This is a genomic window from Conyzicola lurida (genome assembly GCF_014204935.1).
Taxonomy (GTDB): domain Bacteria; phylum Actinomycetota; class Actinomycetes; order Actinomycetales; family Microbacteriaceae; genus Conyzicola; species Conyzicola lurida.
The window spans coordinates 486,689-504,419 of the sequence record NZ_JACHMJ010000001.1 but is presented as its reverse complement, the minus strand read 5'-3'; the positions used below and the strand labels follow the sequence as shown (position 1 = coordinate 504,419).

The 17,731-nt window shown below is 67.3% G+C and carries 13 protein-coding genes; 5 read left to right on the top strand and 8 right to left on the bottom strand.

All coding sequences use genetic code 11. The features are described 5' to 3' along the window. Nucleotides 1-691 precede the first annotated feature (691 nt). On the bottom strand, nucleotides 692-1,690 hold the full coding sequence (locus tag HD599_RS02470; RefSeq protein ID WP_184233331.1) for a ribonucleotide-diphosphate reductase subunit beta: 999 nt from the start codon (nucleotides 1,688-1,690) through the stop codon (nucleotides 692-694). Nucleotides 1,691-1,831: 141 nt separating this feature from the next. Beyond that, nucleotides 1,832-4,282: a ribonucleoside-diphosphate reductase subunit alpha gene (locus HD599_RS02465; RefSeq protein WP_184233329.1), complete on the bottom strand. Its 2,451-nt coding sequence runs from the start codon at nucleotides 4,280-4,282 to the stop codon at nucleotides 1,832-1,834. 234 nt (nucleotides 4,283-4,516) lie between these two features. On the opposite strand from HD599_RS02465, the gene HD599_RS02460 reads away from it, so the two are divergent. The 5 genes from HD599_RS02460 to HD599_RS02440 all read left to right on the top strand — a co-directional run bounded on the left by HD599_RS02460 (nucleotide 4,517) and on the right by HD599_RS02440 (nucleotide 10,504). Continuing rightward, entirely contained in the window at nucleotides 4,517-5,725 is a 1,209-nt protein-coding gene (locus HD599_RS02460; protein ID WP_184233327.1) for an MFS transporter, read from the top strand. Between the two features lie 287 nt (nucleotides 5,726-6,012). Further along, nucleotides 6,013-6,747 carry an FCD domain-containing protein gene (locus HD599_RS02455; protein WP_184233325.1) on the top strand — a complete coding sequence of 245 codons (735 nt, stop codon included), beginning with the start codon at nucleotides 6,013-6,015 and terminating at the stop codon, nucleotides 6,745-6,747. Next, on the top strand, nucleotides 6,744-7,979 hold the full coding sequence (locus HD599_RS02450) for an amidohydrolase family protein (protein WP_184233323.1): 1,236 nt from the start codon (nucleotides 6,744-6,746) through the stop codon (nucleotides 7,977-7,979). The genes HD599_RS02455 and HD599_RS02450 overlap by 4 nt, the downstream gene beginning before the upstream one ends. A gap of 29 nt (nucleotides 7,980-8,008) precedes the next feature. After that, a complete protein-coding gene (locus HD599_RS02445; RefSeq protein ID WP_184233321.1) occupies nucleotides 8,009-9,046 on the top strand; it encodes an NAD(P)-dependent oxidoreductase in 1,038 nt (345 codons plus the stop codon). 21 nt (nucleotides 9,047-9,067) lie between these two features. Further along, nucleotides 9,068-10,504, top strand: a complete 1,437-nt coding sequence (locus HD599_RS02440; protein WP_184233319.1) for an amidase — start codon at nucleotides 9,068-9,070, stop codon at nucleotides 10,502-10,504. A gap of 256 nt (nucleotides 10,505-10,760) precedes the next feature. On the opposite strand, the gene HD599_RS02435 is transcribed toward HD599_RS02440, so the two are convergent. The 6 genes from HD599_RS02435 to HD599_RS02410 form a co-directional block, all read right to left on the bottom strand. Next, a complete protein-coding gene (locus tag HD599_RS02435) occupies nucleotides 10,761-12,440 on the bottom strand; it encodes a dipeptide ABC transporter ATP-binding protein (protein WP_184233317.1) in 1,680 nt (559 codons plus the stop codon). After that, complete coding sequence (locus HD599_RS02430; protein ID WP_184233316.1) at nucleotides 12,437-13,399, bottom strand: ABC transporter permease; 963 nt, start codon at nucleotides 13,397-13,399, stop codon at nucleotides 12,437-12,439. Before HD599_RS02430 ends, HD599_RS02435 begins: the two co-directional genes overlap by 4 nt. Further along, nucleotides 13,396-14,346: an ABC transporter permease gene (locus HD599_RS02425; protein WP_184233314.1), complete on the bottom strand. Its 951-nt coding sequence runs from the start codon at nucleotides 14,344-14,346 to the stop codon at nucleotides 13,396-13,398. Before HD599_RS02425 ends, HD599_RS02430 begins: the two co-directional genes overlap by 4 nt. Before the next feature lie 109 nt (nucleotides 14,347-14,455). Further along, nucleotides 14,456-16,033 carry an ABC transporter substrate-binding protein gene (locus HD599_RS02420; RefSeq protein ID WP_184233312.1) on the bottom strand — a complete coding sequence of 526 codons (1,578 nt, stop codon included), beginning with the start codon at nucleotides 16,031-16,033 and terminating at the stop codon, nucleotides 14,456-14,458. A gap of 53 nt (nucleotides 16,034-16,086) precedes the next feature. Continuing rightward, nucleotides 16,087-16,467 carry a Rid family hydrolase gene (locus HD599_RS02415; RefSeq protein WP_221420422.1) on the bottom strand — a complete coding sequence of 127 codons (381 nt, stop codon included), beginning with the start codon at nucleotides 16,465-16,467 and terminating at the stop codon, nucleotides 16,087-16,089. After that, the gene (locus HD599_RS02410) at nucleotides 16,464-17,723 is read right to left on the bottom strand and encodes an aminotransferase class I/II-fold pyridoxal phosphate-dependent enzyme (protein WP_221420421.1); all 1,260 of its coding nucleotides are present in this window, start codon (nucleotides 17,721-17,723) and stop codon (nucleotides 16,464-16,466) included. Before HD599_RS02410 ends, HD599_RS02415 begins: the two co-directional genes overlap by 4 nt. Between the last annotated feature and the right edge of the window lie 8 nt (nucleotides 17,724-17,731).

Sequence of the window (17,731 nt, the reverse complement as noted above, 5' to 3'; positions counted from 1 at the left end):
AGTTTCGTCCAGCTCGTCGTCGACAATCGCGGGGATATTGCGCGCGAGCACTGCCCTTCGCCGGCGAACCCGCGTCTGGCCGTCGGCACCCGCCACCTCCCGAAGTCGGTTGTACGAAGGAAACCCTGCCGACAGCGCTGTGAAAGCGGCGGCTCCGTAGAATCCGCACGCGAGCGCCGCAAGAACGCTAGAGACGGCGTCACTCCCGCTCGGCTGCTGCACGACGAGCACCACCGCGAGCACGACTGCGAACACCCCGACACCCACGAGCACGATCGATCGAGCCGGATGTTTGAGTTCTACTCGCTTGAAGGCCACGCCCGAGGCTAGCACCGAGTCATAGATGTTCCATGGCGCCGGCATAGCCGCCGTCCGTACCGTCGACGGATGACGCTCCTCCGCACTGGGACACCTCGCCCGAATGCCGATCACGTCGCCCGCCTCCCCCGCCGGCTGTTCGAGCTGCTCGGCCCGGTGGGGCGGCAGCCGAGCGGATCCGCGGGCGGCCCGGGCCGAAGCGGCTCGCATTCGTGAGCGTGCTGATCGCGGTAGTGGCGGCAACGGTCGCGGTGGTGAAGGTGCTGGTCGCCGGTTAACGCAGAGCGGTGGTTGAGCAGGTCGCACGGCGACCGCATCGAAACCGGGTTTCGATACGGCCGTGGCCGGCCTACTCAACCACCGAAAGGAAGCGCTACTCGCTCTTCGCGCCCACCGTTGCCGAGGCGTTCGACTCGTACGACGTGTTCGTCGACTCGAAGAAGTTCACCAGCTGCAGGGTGTCGTTCGCGGCGGCCATCCACTTGGCGGGGTTCGACACGTTGTAGTGCGCGTCGAATCCGAGCTCCTCGAGGCGGCGGTCGGCGAGGTACTTCACGTACTGGTTGATGTACGTGGCGTTGAGACCGAGGATGCCGTTGGGAAGCAGGTCGCGGTTGTATTCCTCTTCCATCTCCACGGCGTCGAGGATCATCTGCTTGATCTCGTTCGCGAACTCCTCGGTGCCGACCTCGGGGTTCTCCTCGAGCACGGTCAGGATGAGGTTGATGCCGAACTTGAGGTGCAGGCTCTCGTCACGCACGACCCAGTCCATGAGCGAACCGAAGTTGCGCAGCAGGTTCCGCTGGCGGAACGACAGGGCGACCATAAAGCCCGAGTAGAACCAGACGCCCTCGAGGATGACGTTGTACGCGACGAGGTTGCGGACGAAGTCCTGCTTGCCCTCGGTCGTGCTGATGTCGATCGTCTGCTCCGTCATCCGACGGATGTACTTCATCTCGAACTCTTCTTTGCGCGCCATCGAGGGGATGTCGACGTGCGAGTTGTACGCGGCCTCCCGGTCGATGGGGAAGGTCTCGAGCACGTACTCGAAGCTCATGCAGTGATTGGCTTCTTCCCACATCTGCTTTGCGAGGTACAGCGAGCATTCCGCCGCCGAGACGTAGGGGTACACGCCGAAGGCCAGGGCCTTGTTGACGAGCAGCTCGTTCGGGTTGAAGTAGCTCATGAGGAAGGTCACCGCGTGGCGCTCTTCGTCCGACATCTTCTTGAAGTCGGCGATGTCCTCGCCGAGCTGGATCTCGTTCGGGAACCAGGTGTTCGCGACGGCCTGGTCGTACAGGTCCATCGCCCACTGGTACTTGATCGGTTTGAGAAGCAGGCCGTCTTGGAGGCCGGTGCCGAGGATTCCCATAAATTCTTTTCCTTAGTGAAGACGTGTGACGCGCAAATGGTTGATGAGGAGGTCGCTCAGCGACCGTCTCGAATCACTGGCAGCTGTCGCACTGCAGGTCGTCCATCGGGTCGGTGGGTACGTAGTACTCGTCCGGGTTCATTACTTTGCACCTCCGAAGCCGAAGCCCTTACGCGGCGCGGCAGGAGCCGCGGCATCCGCTGCACCTACTGCTGCCTTGCCGGCGCCGAAGCCCTTCTTGACACCCGACTCGATGTCTTCGGACTTGTTGACCTTGACGGTCGACTGCTCGGCAGTGTGACGCGGCTTCATGTGCAGGTAGTACGTGGTCTTGACTCCACGCTCCCACGCGCTCATGTAGATGTCCATCATGTCGCCGACGTCGCGGGTCTCGAGGTACATGTTGCGGCTGATGGCCTGGTCGATCCACTTCTGGGCACGGGCCGCGACCTCGAGGAACGCGTACGGCGAGAGCTGGAAGCTCGTCTTGTACGTGGCCTTGATGTGGTCGGGGATCGACGCGACGTTCTGGATGTCGCCCTGGCTGCGCAGGATGCTCTCCTTGGTCGAGTCCCAGATGCCGAGCTTCTGCAGGTCGTTCACAAGGTTGCGGTTGACCTCGAGGAACTTGCCGTTGGACGTGGCACGGCTGAAGATCTGCGAGAACTGCGGGTCGAAGCCGGGCGTGGTGCCGGCGACAAGACCGATGGATGCCGTGGGCGCGATGGCCATGAGGGTGGCGTTACGCATTCCGCCCTTGACCTTGAGGCGCAGGGCGTCCCAGTCGAGGCGCGACTTGCGGTTCACCTTGATCTCCTGGCCACGGTCGGCCTCGGTGAGGGCGATCGTGTCGAGCGGGACGAGTCCCTGCGCCCAGCGCGAGCCGGCGAAGTTCTCGTAGGCGCCGCGCTCCTGAGCGAGGTTCGCGCTCTCGTCGATCGCCGCGTAGGAGACGTGCTCCATGATCTCGTCGATCAGGTCGTAGGCCTCTTCGCTCTCGTAGCTGATGCCCATGCGCTCGATGATGTCGGTGAAACCCATGACTCCCAGGCCGACGGCGCGGTTCTGCTGGTTCGAGAAGTCCGCCTCCTTCACGCTGGAACGCGTGATGTCGATGAGGTTGTCGAGCTGGCGCACGGCGAGGCGGGCGCTCTCCTCGATCTTCGAGAAGTCGAGCTTCGACGCGTCGTCGAGGTGGCGCGACAGGTTGATCGACGCGAGGTTGCAGACCGAGACGTTGTCCTCGTCCTGCGGCAGCGTGATCTCGGTGCAGAGGTTGGAGAGGTGGATCGTTCCCGTGTTGTTGTTGAGCGCACGGTTGTTGATCGTGTCCTTCCAGGTGAGCCACGGGTGGCTCGTGGTCTGGAGGGAGATGAGGATCGACTTGAACTGCTCGCGGGCGCCGATCTTCTTGAACATGCGCATCTCGCCGGCTTCGGCCTTCGCGACGTACTCGTTGTAGCGGGTCGAGAACTCCTGGCCGTACAGCTCGTTGAGGTCCGCGACCTCGAGCGGGTCGAACAGGTACCAGTCCTGGTCGTTCTGCACGCGCTTCATGAACTCGTCGCTGATCCACACCGCGGTGTTGGCGGTGCGGGTGCGGCGGTACGGGTCACCCGAGTTGTTGCGCAGCTCGAGGAACTCCGGGAAGTCCATGTGCCAGTTCTCCATGTAGAAACAGAGAGCGCCGAACTTCTTTCCGCCGCGGCTCACCGCCCGGAGGATCGAGTCGATGGTGTGCATGAACGGTATCGGCCCGGTCGACGTGGTGTTGTTCGAGCGGATGGGCGAACCCTGCGCGCGGAGCTTGGTGACCGAGAGGCCGATTCCGCCGGTGCCCTTGGTGAGCCACATGACATCGCGCGTGGTCTTGGCGATGTGCTCCATGTCGTCCTGCATCTCCATAACGAAGCAGTTCGCGAGCTGGGGGTACGCGGTGCCCGCGTTGACGAGGGTGGATCCGGCCGCGAGGTACTCGAGGCGGGACATCTTCTCGTAGAAGGCGATGGCGTGCTCGGTGGGGTTCTGCTCGTTGAGCGAGAGGCCCATCGCGATGCGCATCCAGAAGTACTGGGGGACCTCGAGCGCGTCGCCGTTGCGGCCCTTGATGCCGTAGCGGTTGTTCAGCGTGACGACGCCGATGTACTTGAGCAGCTCGTCGTGGGCGGGCTCGAGGGCGGCCGACAGCTTCGAGAAGTCGAAGAGGCTGGTGAGGCGGGTGTCGAGAAGGCCCTCCTCGACGCCGCGGCGCACGTTGGCCTCGAAGTGGCTGGCGTGCAGCGCCTTCAGTTCGTCGGCGCCGGAGTAGTCGCCGAGCACGCGCTTGTAGATCGTCTTGAGGAGGAGACGCGCGGCGACGACGTCGAACGCCGGGTCGTCCTTGACGTTCTGCAGCGCGACCTGGATGACTGCCTCGTCGAGCTGCTGGGTGGTGATGCCGTCGAAGAGCGTGAGCTCGAGTTCCGACGCGATCTGCGTGACCCAGGTGATGTTGTCATCGAGGCCGTAGGTGGCGTGCTCGATCGCGAGGTTGATCTTGTTGGCGTCGTACGGCTCTCGCTCGCCGTTGCGCTTTACTACTGTGATTCCCACGAATGCTCCTCAAAATGCCCAGAATTGGCCGCGAACTGATGTCGCCGGCCCGGCTGTTCCACCACTATATATTGGTGGCAGTCGTCGCACATAGCGCTACATATAGTGGGCGTGTCCTCCACAGGTGTGGATAACTTGTACGACTTGTCCACAGGCTAGCCGCGGCATCCGACACTCGTTTCTGCAACCCCCAGAGAGGGGCGGGATGCCGCGGCAACTCCCTAGACTGGGTCGGTGAGTAGCTACGCAAGTCTGTTGAAAACGCCGGGGGTAGCCCGGATCATCGCTGCGCAGTTAACCGCACGCTTCCCCTCGGGAATGCTCTCGCTCGCGTACCTGCTGCACATCGAGCGCATCCACGACTCGTACGGCGCCGCGGGGCTCGTGCTCGCCGCGACCAGCATCGGCCAGGCGATCGCCGGCCCGCTCACCAGCCGCTGGATGGGCCGCTGGACCATGCGCAAGGTGCTCGTGCTCACGATGGTGGTCTGTACCCTCTCGATCTTCTGCATGGCGTTCATCGTGATGCCGGTGTGGCTGTACATGGTCGTCGGGTTCATCGGCGGGTTGTCGACTCCCCCGATCCAGCCGGCCGTGCGCACCATCTACCCCAAGCTCGTCAACTCGAAGCAGCTCACCCCGCTGTTCTCCCTCGACGCCTCGGCGCAGGAGATCATCTGGGTCGCCGGGCCCGTGATCACGACGTTCGTCGCCGTGCAGATTTCCACCACGCTCGCGATCGTGCTCGCCGGATTCCTCATGGTCGGCGGCGGGCTCTGGTTCATCCTCTCGCCCGAGGTCGGGCGAGTGCGCATCCCGCGCAGCAAGCGCCGTCTCGGGGTCGTGCTGAAGAAACCCGCCGTGCTGCTCTCCACGATCACCGGCTTCCTACTGATCGGCGCGTGCTCGGCGGTCGAGGCGAGCGTCGTCGCCACGTTCGGCGACCACGGCGCCGAGTCGGGCATCATCCTCGCGGTCTTCGCGTTCGGCTCGCTCGCCGGCGGCCTCGCCCTCGGGCACCTGCCCGTCGGACCCTGGGCTATGGCGCGTCGCATGTTCGCGGTCTTCACCGGAATGGCTCTGACCCTCGCCTCGCTCGACTTCTGGTGGCTCGCGATCGCGCTGTTCATCGCCGGCATCGGCATCGCCCCCGCCCTGGCGGTGATGTTCGCGATCGTCTCGGCGACCGTGAAGTTCAGCGACACCGCCGAGGCGTACGGCTGGGTCGGCACGGGCCAGTTGATCGGCGCGGCCATGGGGTCGGCGCTCGCGGGCTTCCTCATCGACGCGAACGGGGCAATCGGCGGATTCGCCATCGCGGCCTCGCTCGCCTTCGTCGGCTTCCTCATCCCGCTGCTACTGCGCAGCTGGCACCCCGACCTGCGCGGCCGCGAACTGACGTCGCTGCCCGACACGGCGCCGATCCCTATTCAGCCGTCTTAGGCGTTCCTGAGGCGGGTTGAGCCTCTTGGGCGGGTTGAGCCTGTCGAAACCCCGTTCGACAGGATTTCGACCGGCTCAATCCGCGAGCAGTTACGCCGCCATCGGCTCCGGCGACGCGTGATCGGCGGCAAAATGTCCCTCCCGACGGGCGGCAACAGCATTTTGCCGCCGATCACGATGCGGCTTCCACGACCCTCCGCGCCCGCGCCACGCCACTCGCAGATTGGACTGCCCCGCGTCATCCTGCTAGATTGCAAATTGTTAACAAAAAACTCAGCGGAGGAAACGTGACGACTGCAATGCCCGGATTCCGTCCCGCCAAACGCGCGGGCCTCTCCGAAGAAGTGGTCGAGAGCATCCGCCAAGCCATTTTCGACGGTGTCTTCAAGGTGGGCGACCGCCTCGGCGAAGCGGAGATCGCGCACCAGCTCGACGTGAGCCGCGGCCCGGTTCGCGAGGCGCTCGTGCTGCTCCGCCAGGAGGGACTCGTCTCCACCGAGCTGCACCGCGGTGCCTCCGTCGTCAAGCTCTCGGTCAGCGACCTGCTCGAGCTCACCACGCTACGTACCACCCTCGAGACCTTCGCGATCGAGCGGGCCGCGACGCACGCCACCGCCGAAGACCTCGCCCAGCTCGAATCGGTGATCCGCGAGATGGAAGCCGCGGTCGCCGCCAACGACGAGCACCGGCTCACCCAGCTCGACATCAAGTTCCACGACGGCATCTACCAGGCCGCCAAGCACGACCGCCTCACCAACGCCTGGAACACCATCCGCTCGCAGATGCTCCTGTTTTTGCTCACCCGCGCGGCGGCGAACCGCGACTACCTGACGATCGCCGTGGCCGAGCACACGCAGCTGCTCGAGTACATCCGTTCCGGCGACGTCGCGAAAGCGGTGGCCGAGATCCGTGCCCACGCCTCGGGCGCATACGACCGCCTCGTGCTCACCTACCCGATCGCCGACCGCGCCAACTTCCCGACTCTCACCGACGAGACCGCCCCCTCCTCCCCCGCCCAATGAGCGCCGCAGACCTGACCGTCGTCCGCGCCGGCCGGCTGATCGACGGCTCGGGCGACGCGCCACTGGCCGATGCGACCGTCGTCGTGCGCGGCGGCCGCATCGAGAGTGTGCTGACCGGCGATGCGGCGGCCCGTGCCATCGAGTCGGCGACGACCGTGCTCGACCACCGCGCGCACACCGTGCTTCCAGGGCTCATCGACTCGCACGTGCACCTCAACCTCGCCGCCGACGCGACCCCCGCCGAGCAGGCCGTGCTCGAGCCGGCCGGCGCGCTCGTCGCCGCTTCGGCGAGCGCCGCGAGCATCGCTCTCTCCGGCGGAATCACCACCGTGCGCGACACCGGCTCGTACCGCGACACCGCGTTCGACCTGCGACGCGCGGTCGAGCGCGGCTGGGCGTCCGGCCCGCGCATGCTGCTCTGCGGCCCTCCCGTCACGATCACCGGCGGGCACTGCTGGTTCTTCGGTGGCGAAGCCGACGGCGTCGACGGCGTGCGCCGCCGCGTGCGCGAGCTCGTCAAGGCCGGCGCGGACTGGATCAAGGTCATGGGCACCGGCGGCGGCACCCCGAACACGCGGCCGTGGATGCCCGCCTACTCGCAGGACGAACTGAACGCGATTGTCGACGAAGCGCACTCCCGCGAGCGCAAGGTCACCGTGCACTGCCTCAGCTCGGTCGCGATCGGCATGGCGATCACCGCCGGCGCCGACCAGATCGAACACGCGGGCTTCGCGAAAGACGGCCGAGGTGCCAGCGAATTCGACGAAGAGATGGCAGACCGGATGGCGCGCTCGGGCATCTACGTGAGCCCGACGGTTTCCGTGCGCAAGTTCATCCTCGACCACCTCGTCGACACGGGCGGCCCGGCCGACGCGATCGCGGGCTGGCAGCGCAAGTTCGACAACGGCATGGAACAGTTCCGCCGCCTGCAGCTCGCCGGCGTCAACTTCGTCACCGGTACCGACGCCGGCTGGCACCGCACCCCGTTCGACGGCATCGCCGAAGAGATGGCCCTCATCTCGGAGTGCGGCCCCTCCGCCATGGACACGATCCTCTCCGCCACGAGCCGCGCCGCCGACCACCACGGTCTCGGCGACCAGACGGGCAGGGTTCGGGCCGGTCTCTCCGCCGACCTGATCGCCGTCGACGGTGACCCCCTGACCGACCTGCGCAGCCTGCGCAACATCCGGCTGGTCATGTCGGGCGGCACGCTCCACACTCCCGCCCGCTAGCACCGCACCTCGAGCCCCAAGGAACCACCGTGACCTCGCCCGACCCCGTCAATGTCCTCATCGCCTCGCCCCTCGAGCCGGAACACGTGCAGCGCATCGCGGCCGTCGACCCGCGGGTGCGTGTGCTGCACGACCCCGCACTCATCCCCGCGTCGCAGTACGTCGCCGACCACAAGGGCCGCCACCCGGTTCTCGACGCCGACGGCGAGGCCCGCTGGCGCGCGATGTTGGCGCAGGCCGAAGTCGCCTTCGACTTCGACTGGTTCGAACCGGCCAAGCTCCCCCAGAACGCCCCGAACCTGAAGTGGGTGCAGGGCACCAGCTCGGGCATCGGGCAGTTCGTCACCAAGACAGACCTCGGGACCAGCGACATCGTGTTCACCACGGCGTCCGGCGTGCACGAGATCCCGCTCGCGGAATTCGCCCTCACCGGCATCCTGCACTTCATCAAAGAGGTACCGCTGCTGACCGCCACCAAGGCGAGGCACCACTGGCAGCGCTACACCACGCGCCAGCTCGCGGGGAAGCGCGTCATGGTCGTGGGGCTCGGCCACGTGGGCAAGCGCACCGTGGGCAGCCTCACCGCCCTCGGCGTCGACACCGTCGCCATCGGCCGCGACGGGCGCAGCTACGACCTGCCCGAAGCCGGGACCCTCGCCAGCGTCGCGGACATGGACGCGCTGCTGCCTACGGTCGACGCGATCGTTCTCTGCATGCCGCTGACCGACGAGACCAACGGCATGATCACCCGGGAGCGCATCGGCCTGCTTCCCGAGGGCGCCATCCTCGTCAACATCGCCCGCGGCGGTGTCATCGACGAGCCGGCCATGCTCGAGGCTCTGCAGTCCGGCCGCCTCGGCGGTGCCGCGCTCGACGTGTTCGCCACCGAACCGCTGCCCGCCGACTCGCCCTTCTGGGAACTCGACAACGTCATCGTCTCCCCGCACTCCGCCTCCACCGTCGACGCGGAGAACGGCCTCATCACCGACATCTTCGTCGACAACCTGCGCCGCTACCTCGACGGGGCGGAGCTCGCCCACGTCTACGAGCGCACCGCAGGCTACTGATCACCGCACAACCTCCCTGAAATGAGCACCGTGGCACTCGCCGACGACCTGATCCAACGCACGACCACCTTCGACCTGGCCGCCGACATCCGCGCGGGCCGCATCTCCGCGGTCGACCTGCTCGCGGTCAGCCGCCGTCGGGTCGAAGCGCTGAACGACGAACTCGTCGCCTTCGTCTACCTCGACTGGGACTCGGCCGAGGCCGCGGCCCGGGCCGTCGACGCCGCCGTCGCACGGGGCGAGGAGCTCGGCCCGCTCGCCGGCGTCCCGTTCGCCGTCAAAGACACCCAGGACTGCGCCGGCATGCCCACCAGATACGGCAGCCTCCTTCACAAGGATGCCGCGGCCGCAGCGCGCGACGAACCCTACGTCGCGCGGCTGCGCGCTGCCGGCGCCATCCCGATCGGCAAGACGGCGACCCCCGAGTTCGCGAGCGGCCTGCTCACCGAGAGCGACGCGACCGGCACCACGCGCAACCCGTGGAACACCGGCATCACCCCCGGAGGTTCGAGTGGCGGATCCGCGTCGGCGGTCGCGAGCGGAATGGTCCCGTTCGCCACCGGTTCGGACGGCGGCGGGTCGATCCGCATCCCCGCGTCGATCACCGGGCTGATCGGCTACAAGACCACCTTCGGCGTGGTGCCGGAACGCGACCGCGCGCTCTCACAGACCTCGACGGTCGGCGTGCTCACCTGGGACGTGCTCGACACTGTGCGCCTCGTCGACATCATGTCGGGCCCGATCGCGGGCGACCAGTTCTCGGCCGCGGTGCCCCAGCGCAAGCTCGAGCCCGCACTGCCCGCCATCGATCTACGTGGCCTGCGCGTGACCTACGTGCCCTACCTCGACAACGCCGGTGCCACCGACGAGGTCGCAGCGGCCTGCCGCGCCGCCGTCGACCGTCTCGTGGCCGACGAGGGACTGGTCGAACTCGACGACGTGATCGAACTCGACGCGGGCGCGAACGAGATCTTCGTCGGCGCGGGCTCGGCCGACCCGTGGTCGCTGTTCGAATTCGGCGACACCGAGGCCAACGCCGAGATCTTCAGCGACTACTTCACCGCCCGCCTGCAGAAGACCGGCGCGATCACCATGCAGGAGTACGGCCGCTTCCAGCAGCGTCGCCGCCAGCTGCGCAGGGAGATCGCCGAGTGGTTCGAGCGCGTCGACGTGGTCATCGCTCCGACGCTCTCCACCACCGAGATCCCCGCCGAGGGACCGCCGCCCACGAAGGTACAGGGACAGGTGTACGAAGGGGTGGCCGCGGTCGCGCCACTGACCCGCATCGCGAACCTGGCGGGTGCGCCATCCGTCACCGTGCCCGTCGGTATCGGCGCCAACGGTGCTCCCATCGGGTTGCAGGTGATCACCGCCGCCGACACCGACGACCTCGCTCTGCGGCTGGCTCTCGCGCTCGAGGCACAGGGCGCGATCCCGGTTTCGGCGCGCCCCTTCTAGGCCCTCGACGGGGTAATTGCCAGCTGGCCGGTTCGCGCGACCGGCTGGCGACCCGACCGTGCCCAACCGGCCAGCCGGCGGGGGTGAGGTGCGGCCTCGCATGCCAGCTGGCCAGTTGGTGCGGCATGCGCGCGCGACGCGCCGTGCCGAACTGGCCAGCCGGCGCACGTCATGGCTTGCGAGCCGTGAACGGCCGCGCGACGCGCACGCCAAAGGGCCCCGGACACAGCTCCGGGGCCCTTCGTCGCGCTGCGGTCTAGACCGCAGCGAGCTTGGGGATCGACTCGAGGAGTCGCTGGGTGTACTCGTCCTGCGGGTCGGTGAACACCGCTTCGGAGTCGCCGACCTCGACGATCTTGCCGCCGCGCATCACCGCCATGCGCTGCGCGAGGTGACGTACGACCGCGAGGTTGTGCGAGATGAACAGGTAGGTCACCCCGGTGCGCTCCTGCAGTTCGAGCAGCAGGTTGAGGATCTGCGCCTGCACCGACACGTCGAGCGCACTCGTCGCCTCGTCGAGCACGACGAACTCGGGGTTCGTGACCATCGCGCGGGCGATGGCGATGCGCTGGCGCTGGCCGCCCGAGAACTCGTGCGGCAGGCGTCGCGCGGTGTCGCCGGACAGACCGACGCTCTCGAGCGAGGCGATGACACGCTCGTACGTCTCGTCACGCGACAGCTTGAGGGTGCGCAGCGGCTCGGCGACCGAGCGGAAGACCGAGTAGCGCGGGTCGAGCGAGTCGTTCGGGTCTTGGAAGACCACCTGGATCTTCGACCGGAACTGGCGCAGCGCACGGCCGCTCGCATGGGTGACGTCGATGCCGTCGAACGTGATCGTGCCCGAGGTAGGGCGCTCGATCAGCGTTCCGATGCGCGACAGGGTCGACTTGCCGGACCCGGACTCCCCCACGACGCCGAACGTCTCGCCGCGACGGATCTCGAGCGACACGTCGTCGACGGCGCGGATGACGTTGCCGCGGGTGGTGAAGTCTTTGACGATCGAGTCGAAGCGCACGATCACGTCGTCGGCGCGGGGCTCGGGACGGGCCGCGGCCACGACGGGCGCCTCGTGCACCTCGATGACGTCGTCGACCGTGGCGGCCGGGTCGGCGTCCAGAATGTCGGCGCGGATCGTCGGGAGCATTGTGCGCGGCGCCTGCTGGCCGGCGAGCACGCTCTCCAGCAGGGCGACGGTGTAGGGGTGCTGCGGGGCGGTGAGCACCTGCTGCGTGACGCCCGACTCGACCACGCGACCGCGGTACATCACGAAGACGCGGTCGCAGAGCTGGCCGATGACGCCGAGGTCGTGCGAGATGATCAGCACGCCCATGTCGGTACGGTTGCGCAGTTCGACGATGAGGTCGAGGATCTGCGCCTGCACCGTCACGTCGAGCGCCGTGGTCGGCTCGTCGGCGACGAGCAGCTTCGGCGACGCGGCCATCGCCATGGCGATCATGACGCGCTGGCGCTGGCCGCCCGAGAGCTGGAACGGGTACTGGCGCATGCGGACCTCGGGGCTCGGCATATGCACGAGGTTGAGCAGCTCGAAGGTCTTCGCACGTGCGTCGTTCTTCGCCGTCACACCGTGGATGGTGAGCGCCTCGGCGATCTGCGCGCCGACGGTCATGCTCGGGTTGAGCGCCGACATCGGCTCTTGGAAGATCATCGACGCGTCCATGCCGCGGATCTGCGACCAGGCGGTCTCATCGAGGCCGATGGTGCTGACGCCGTCGATGTCGAAACGGTCGGCGGAGACCTCGGCGTAGGAGGGCAGCAGGCCGAGGGCGGCCATGGCGATGGTCGACTTTCCGCTGCCGGATTCGCCGATGACGCCGACGATCTCGCCCGGCTGCACCGTGATGCTCACGCCGTCGACGGCGAGGGCGGCGCCGTAGCCGATGGACAGGTTGTCGATCTGGAGTGCGGGGGCGGTCATTTCAGGCCCTTCTTGGTGTCGACCAGGCCGTTCTTCGCCGGCCGGCCCGCTCCGATGAACGGGTTGAGCATGCGGCGCCAGATCGGCTGGCGCGGGAGGAGGAACTCGAACGTGTCGCGCTGACGCGGCGAGAACGTGCGCTGCAGGCCGTCGGCGATGAGGTTCCAGCCGGCAGCGATCGCCACGATGACGATGCCCGGCAGGATGACGAGCAGCGGGCTGTCCTGCACGTACTTCTGGAACTCGCTGATCATCATGCCGACCGAGGGGTTCGGCGGCTGCACGCCTTGGCCGAGGTAGCTCAGTCCGGCCTCGAGCAGCACGGCCTCGGACGCCGTGACGGCGGCCTGCACCATGAGCGGGGTGAGCGCGTTCGGCAGCATGTGCTTGATCGCGATGATCGGCGCCGGGGTCCCGGCGAGCTGGGCGGCGACGATGAAGTCGCGGTCGCGCATGGCGAGCACCGGCGCGCGCATGACCCTCGCGAAGGTGGGCGTGTAGATGATGCCCATGGCGATGATGAGCGGGATGATGCCCGGCCCGATGATGACGCGCACGATGAGTGCCATGAGGATGGCGGGGATGGCGAGCAGCACGTCCGAGCCGCGCATGATGATCGAATCGACGATGCCGCCCCGGTAGCCCGCGATCAGGCCGAGCGCCGTTCCGCAGACCGCGGAGATGAGCGTCGCCGCGGCCGAGATCATCAGCGTCGTGCCCGCCGCGATGAACAGGCGCGTGAAGGTGTCGCGCCCGAGGTTGTCGGTGCCGAGCAGGTGCTCTCCGCCCGGAAGGGCGAACGGGTCGTCGCCGATCGCGGTGGGAGAGAACGGCGGGAACGCGGCGGCCACGACCGACGCGACGAAAATGAACACGAGGATGCCGAGACCGAGCTTGAGCTCGGTGGCCACCTTCGTGCGCCCCGCGCGCGGGGACTTCTGCTTCACTGTCACGGTCATGAGCGCACCACGCGGATTCTCGGGTCGACAAGCGGATAGAGGAGGTCGACGATCAGGCTGATCGCGACGTAGAGGGCGCCGATGATGAGCACGCAGGCCTGGATGGTCGTGTAGTCGCTCGTGTTCACGGCGTTGATGAGCAGGCTGCCCATGCCGGGCAGGGCGAAGACGTTCTCCATGATCACCGTGCCGCCGATGAGCGACGCGAGCTGCACGCCAACCACCGTCATAACGGGCGCCATCGCGTTGCGCAGGGCGTGGCCGGTGACGATGCCGTTGCCGAGCACGCCCTTGGCGCGCGCGGTGCGGATGTAGTCCTGGCTGAACGTGTCGAGCAGCATGCCGCGGGTGTACCGGGCGACGAGCGCCAGCAGTCCGAGGCTGAGCAGCAGCGCCGGGAGCAGGAGCTTGGTGAAGTGGCCGACCGGGTCGTCTTCGAACGTGACGAACCCGAGCAGGCGGAACTTGGTGGTGCGCGAGTTGATCAGCAGCAGAACGGTTCCGACGAGGAAGGGCGGCACCGAGAGGAGGAGGAACGTGAGGATGCGCGAGCCGTTGTCGACGAGCTTGCCGCGGCGCACGGCCGAGGCGATGCCGATCGGGATTCCGAGGGCGACGCCGATGATGGTCGCCATCACGCCGAGCTCGAGGCTGACCGGGAAGCGCGTGGCGAGTTGCTCGCCCACCGTGTACGGCTGGGTGAGAGATCGGCCGAAGTCGCCGGTGAAGATGCCGCCGATCCAGCTGAAGTACTGCACGAACCACGGCCGGTCGAGGCCGAGCTGCGCGTAGATCTCCGCCCGCACCGAGGGGTCGGGGTTGCTCGGGTCCATGAAGGCGGCTGCCGGGTCTCCCGGCATGATCCGCACCATCAGGAAGACGAGCACGGACAGTACGAAGAGCACGAAGACCGCTTCTCCGATGCGTCTGGCGATATATCTCACCATGGTCGTCTCCTGAGAACTTGCGTCGTTGTCGACTGGTTGATTGTGGATACGCACCGTGGCCGGGAGAGGATGTCTCCCGGCCACGTTGCGCGGTTACTGCGGGGTATTGCTACTTGAGGTAGAGCTCTTTGAGCTTCCAGCGGGAGCTGTACGGATCGGTGGAGTAGCCGCCGATCTTCGTGTCGTCCCAGACCTCGATGAGCTGCGCCTTGGCGAGCGGGATCAGCTTGATGACCTTGTCGGCCACCTCGTTGTCCAGGGCCACCGTGAGCTCGGCGCGGGTCTCGGGGTCGGTCGTGGTCTGCAGTTCCTGGTGGAGGGCGCGGGCCTCGTCGGCGTCCGGGTTCCCGTCGAAGTAGGCCATCTGGCCCTCGTCGAGCAGGAACTGGTTGAAGTAGCCGGCCGGGTCGACGTTCACGACGTTCCAGATGGCGACCATGTCGGTCCAGCTCTCGCCGTAGGTGAAGATGCGCGAGATGTCGGCCCACGGGGTGGCGACGAGCTCGATGTTGATGCCGGCCTCGGCCGCCTGCTCCTTCATGACCTCGAAGACGGGAATGTCCTCGGGGGTGTAGTCGCTGGGGTAGGAGAGTTGGATCGTCGGGTTCGGCTGTCCGGCCTCTTCGAGGAGTTCCTTCGCCGCGTCGATGTCCCGCGTGTAGTACGGGGTGTCGGCGTCGGGCGTCGTGGACGCCGGGTCGCCGACGACGACGGTGAGGGAGACAGCTCCGCTGCCGCCGGCTGCGAGGTCGACGATCTGGTCGCGGTCGAGCGAGAGCGACAGCGCGCGACGCACGTTCAGGTCGGCGAGCGGGCCGGTCGTCGGGTTGATGTAGATGCTGATCTTGCGGGTGTAGCTAGCGTCTCCCACGGTGTACCCGGCGTCGGCGGCCTGGTTGGCCACTGCCGCATCGGTGAAGGATGCGACATCCGTCGAGCCCTGCTGCGTGAGCGCGAGACGGGCGGTCTCGTCGGGAACGATCTGGAAGTCGATTCCGTCGAGGTAGGGCAGGCCTTCCTGCCAGTAGTTCTCGTTCTTGACGAGGCTGAGCGACACGTTGTCGGTCCAGCTGTCGAGCGCGAAGGCTCCGGTGCCGAGCGCCTGGCGCTGGCGCTCGTCGGGGGTGAGAGCCGAGTACCACGCCTCGTTCAGGATGTAGAACGTGGTGCGGCTGGAGACGGCGTTGAGGAACGTGGCGTTGACGGTCGAGAAGGTGAACTGCACCGTCTTGTCGTCGATGGCGGTGATCGTGTCGACGCCGGCGAGGAACTGCTTGCGGGTGCTGGTCGACGCGAGCCAGGTGTTGAAGCTGTAGACGACGTCCTGGACGGTGAGCGGGGTGCCGTCGCTGAACTCGACGCCGTCACGCAGGGTGAAGGTGTAGTTCAGGTCGTCGAGCTGCTCGTAGCTCTCGGCGAGGCCGGGCTCGATCTCGCCCTCGTCGTTCTTCACGAGGAGGGTTTCGTAGATCTGCGAGAGGTAGCCGTTGCTCGCGGCGTTCGACGCCACGATCGGGTCGAGTCCGCCGGTGCCGGGCTGGGCGGCGATCGCGTAGCTGAGCGTGCCTCCCGCGACGGGGGTCTCGCTGTCGCCGGACGTGCTGGAGTCACTCGGCGCGCATGCGGCGAGCAGGAGGCTTGCGGTCGCGACGAGCGCGACGCTAGCCAACCGGGTCCTGAATTTCATCTGTGTGCTCCTAGTTGGGTGGAAGGGTGTGGTGCGGGTGGAAATCGTGGGGATCAGCCGAGCCAGAGCACGGCGTCGATCTCGACGTCGCCCACGGCGAGGTCGGAGATCGTCGTGATGCGGGCCGGAAGCGGGTGCGAGACGTACGTCTCGTAGATCGCGTTGAAGGCGGCGACGTCGCAGCCGGGGCGGAGGAAGACGTTGACCTTGACGGCGTCGGCGAGAGTTCCGCCCGACGCGACGGCGACGGCTCTGAGGTTCTCCATCGTCTGGCGCACCTGCTCGTCGAACGGGCGGTCGAGGAGCCGCGTGCCGTCGAGCAGCTTGGGCGTCTGGCCGGCGATGAACACGAAGCCGCCGGCGAGGATCGCTTGGCTGTACGGGCCGGCCGGGGCGGGAGCCTGCGTCGTGACCACCGGGGTCGCGCCGCTCACGCGGTCACGCCCTGTCGCTCCGCGATCGCGGAGAGGCTGGCGACCATGCGGTCGAGCGCGAGAGCCCATTCGGCCTCGTCGCGGGCGTAGCAGACGCGGAAGTGGCCGACTCCGGTGGGACCGAACTGGTAGCCGGGCGAGACGATGACGCCGGCCTCCTGCTGCAGGGCCTTGGCGACCTCCTGGTCGCTGACGCCGAGCGCGCTCGTGTCGACGAACAGATAGGCGGTGCCGCCCTGCGGGGTCATGGTGAGGCCGGGAACGGTGCGCAGCTTCTCGAGGGTGAGGTCGCGGAGCGCGGCCAGGTCGAGGATGCGATCGGCGACGAACTCCTCGTCCTCGACGAGCCAGTGGCTCAGCAGGTGCTGGGCGTAGGCGGGTGCGCGCAGCGAGGTGGCGGCGAGCGTCTGCTCGACGGCCTCCATCACGTCGGGCGGGCCGACGACGACGCCGAGGCGGTAGCCGCTGAGCGACTCCGTCTTGGACGGGCCGAGCATGGTGATGCAGCGGTCGCTCATGCCGGGGATCGACAGCATGTGGGTGAACGTGACGTCCTCGTAGACGAGACGCGAGTACAGCTCGTCGGCGAGCACGCGGAACCCGCCGCGCTGCGACAGTTCGGCGAGGCGTTCGATCGTCGCCTCGGTGAAGACCGACCCGGTGGGGTTGTTCGGGTTCGAGTACATGAACAGCACGGGCTTCTCGGGCAGCAGCGCCTCGACGGCGTCGAGGTCGAAGGTCGGCTCCGCGTCGTGGAAGGTCAGCGGGATCCGCACGACGCGGGCCCCGAGGAAAGCGAGCATGCGCTCGGCGAATACGTACTCGGGGTCGGCGAGCATAACGAGATCGCCCTCGTCGATGATCGCGGAGAGGGTGGTGAACAGGCCGGCCTGGGTGCCGGGGGTGAGCGCGAGGTTGGCGACCGTGACGTCGGTGCCGAGGAACTCGGAGACGGGGGCGGTCAGCGAGGCGAGCACCTCGGGGTTGCCGCGGTAGGGGGTATACGCCTTCTCGCCGTCCTCGATGACGGAGTTGATGACGTCCTTTGCCCACGCGGGCGGCGGGAAGCGGACGGTGTCGAAGTGGGTGGTGTCGAGGAGTCCCCCGCCGCCGCCGTTGAGGTTGAGGGCGCGGTCGGCTTCGCGCACGGAGGTGCCGATGACGGCGGCGCGCTCGGGCATGTGCATGCGGCGCAGGCGCGCGCTCTCGGCCGGGCGGACCGGCGTTGCCGTGGTGCTGGTGGTGCTGTCTGTCACGATGGGAC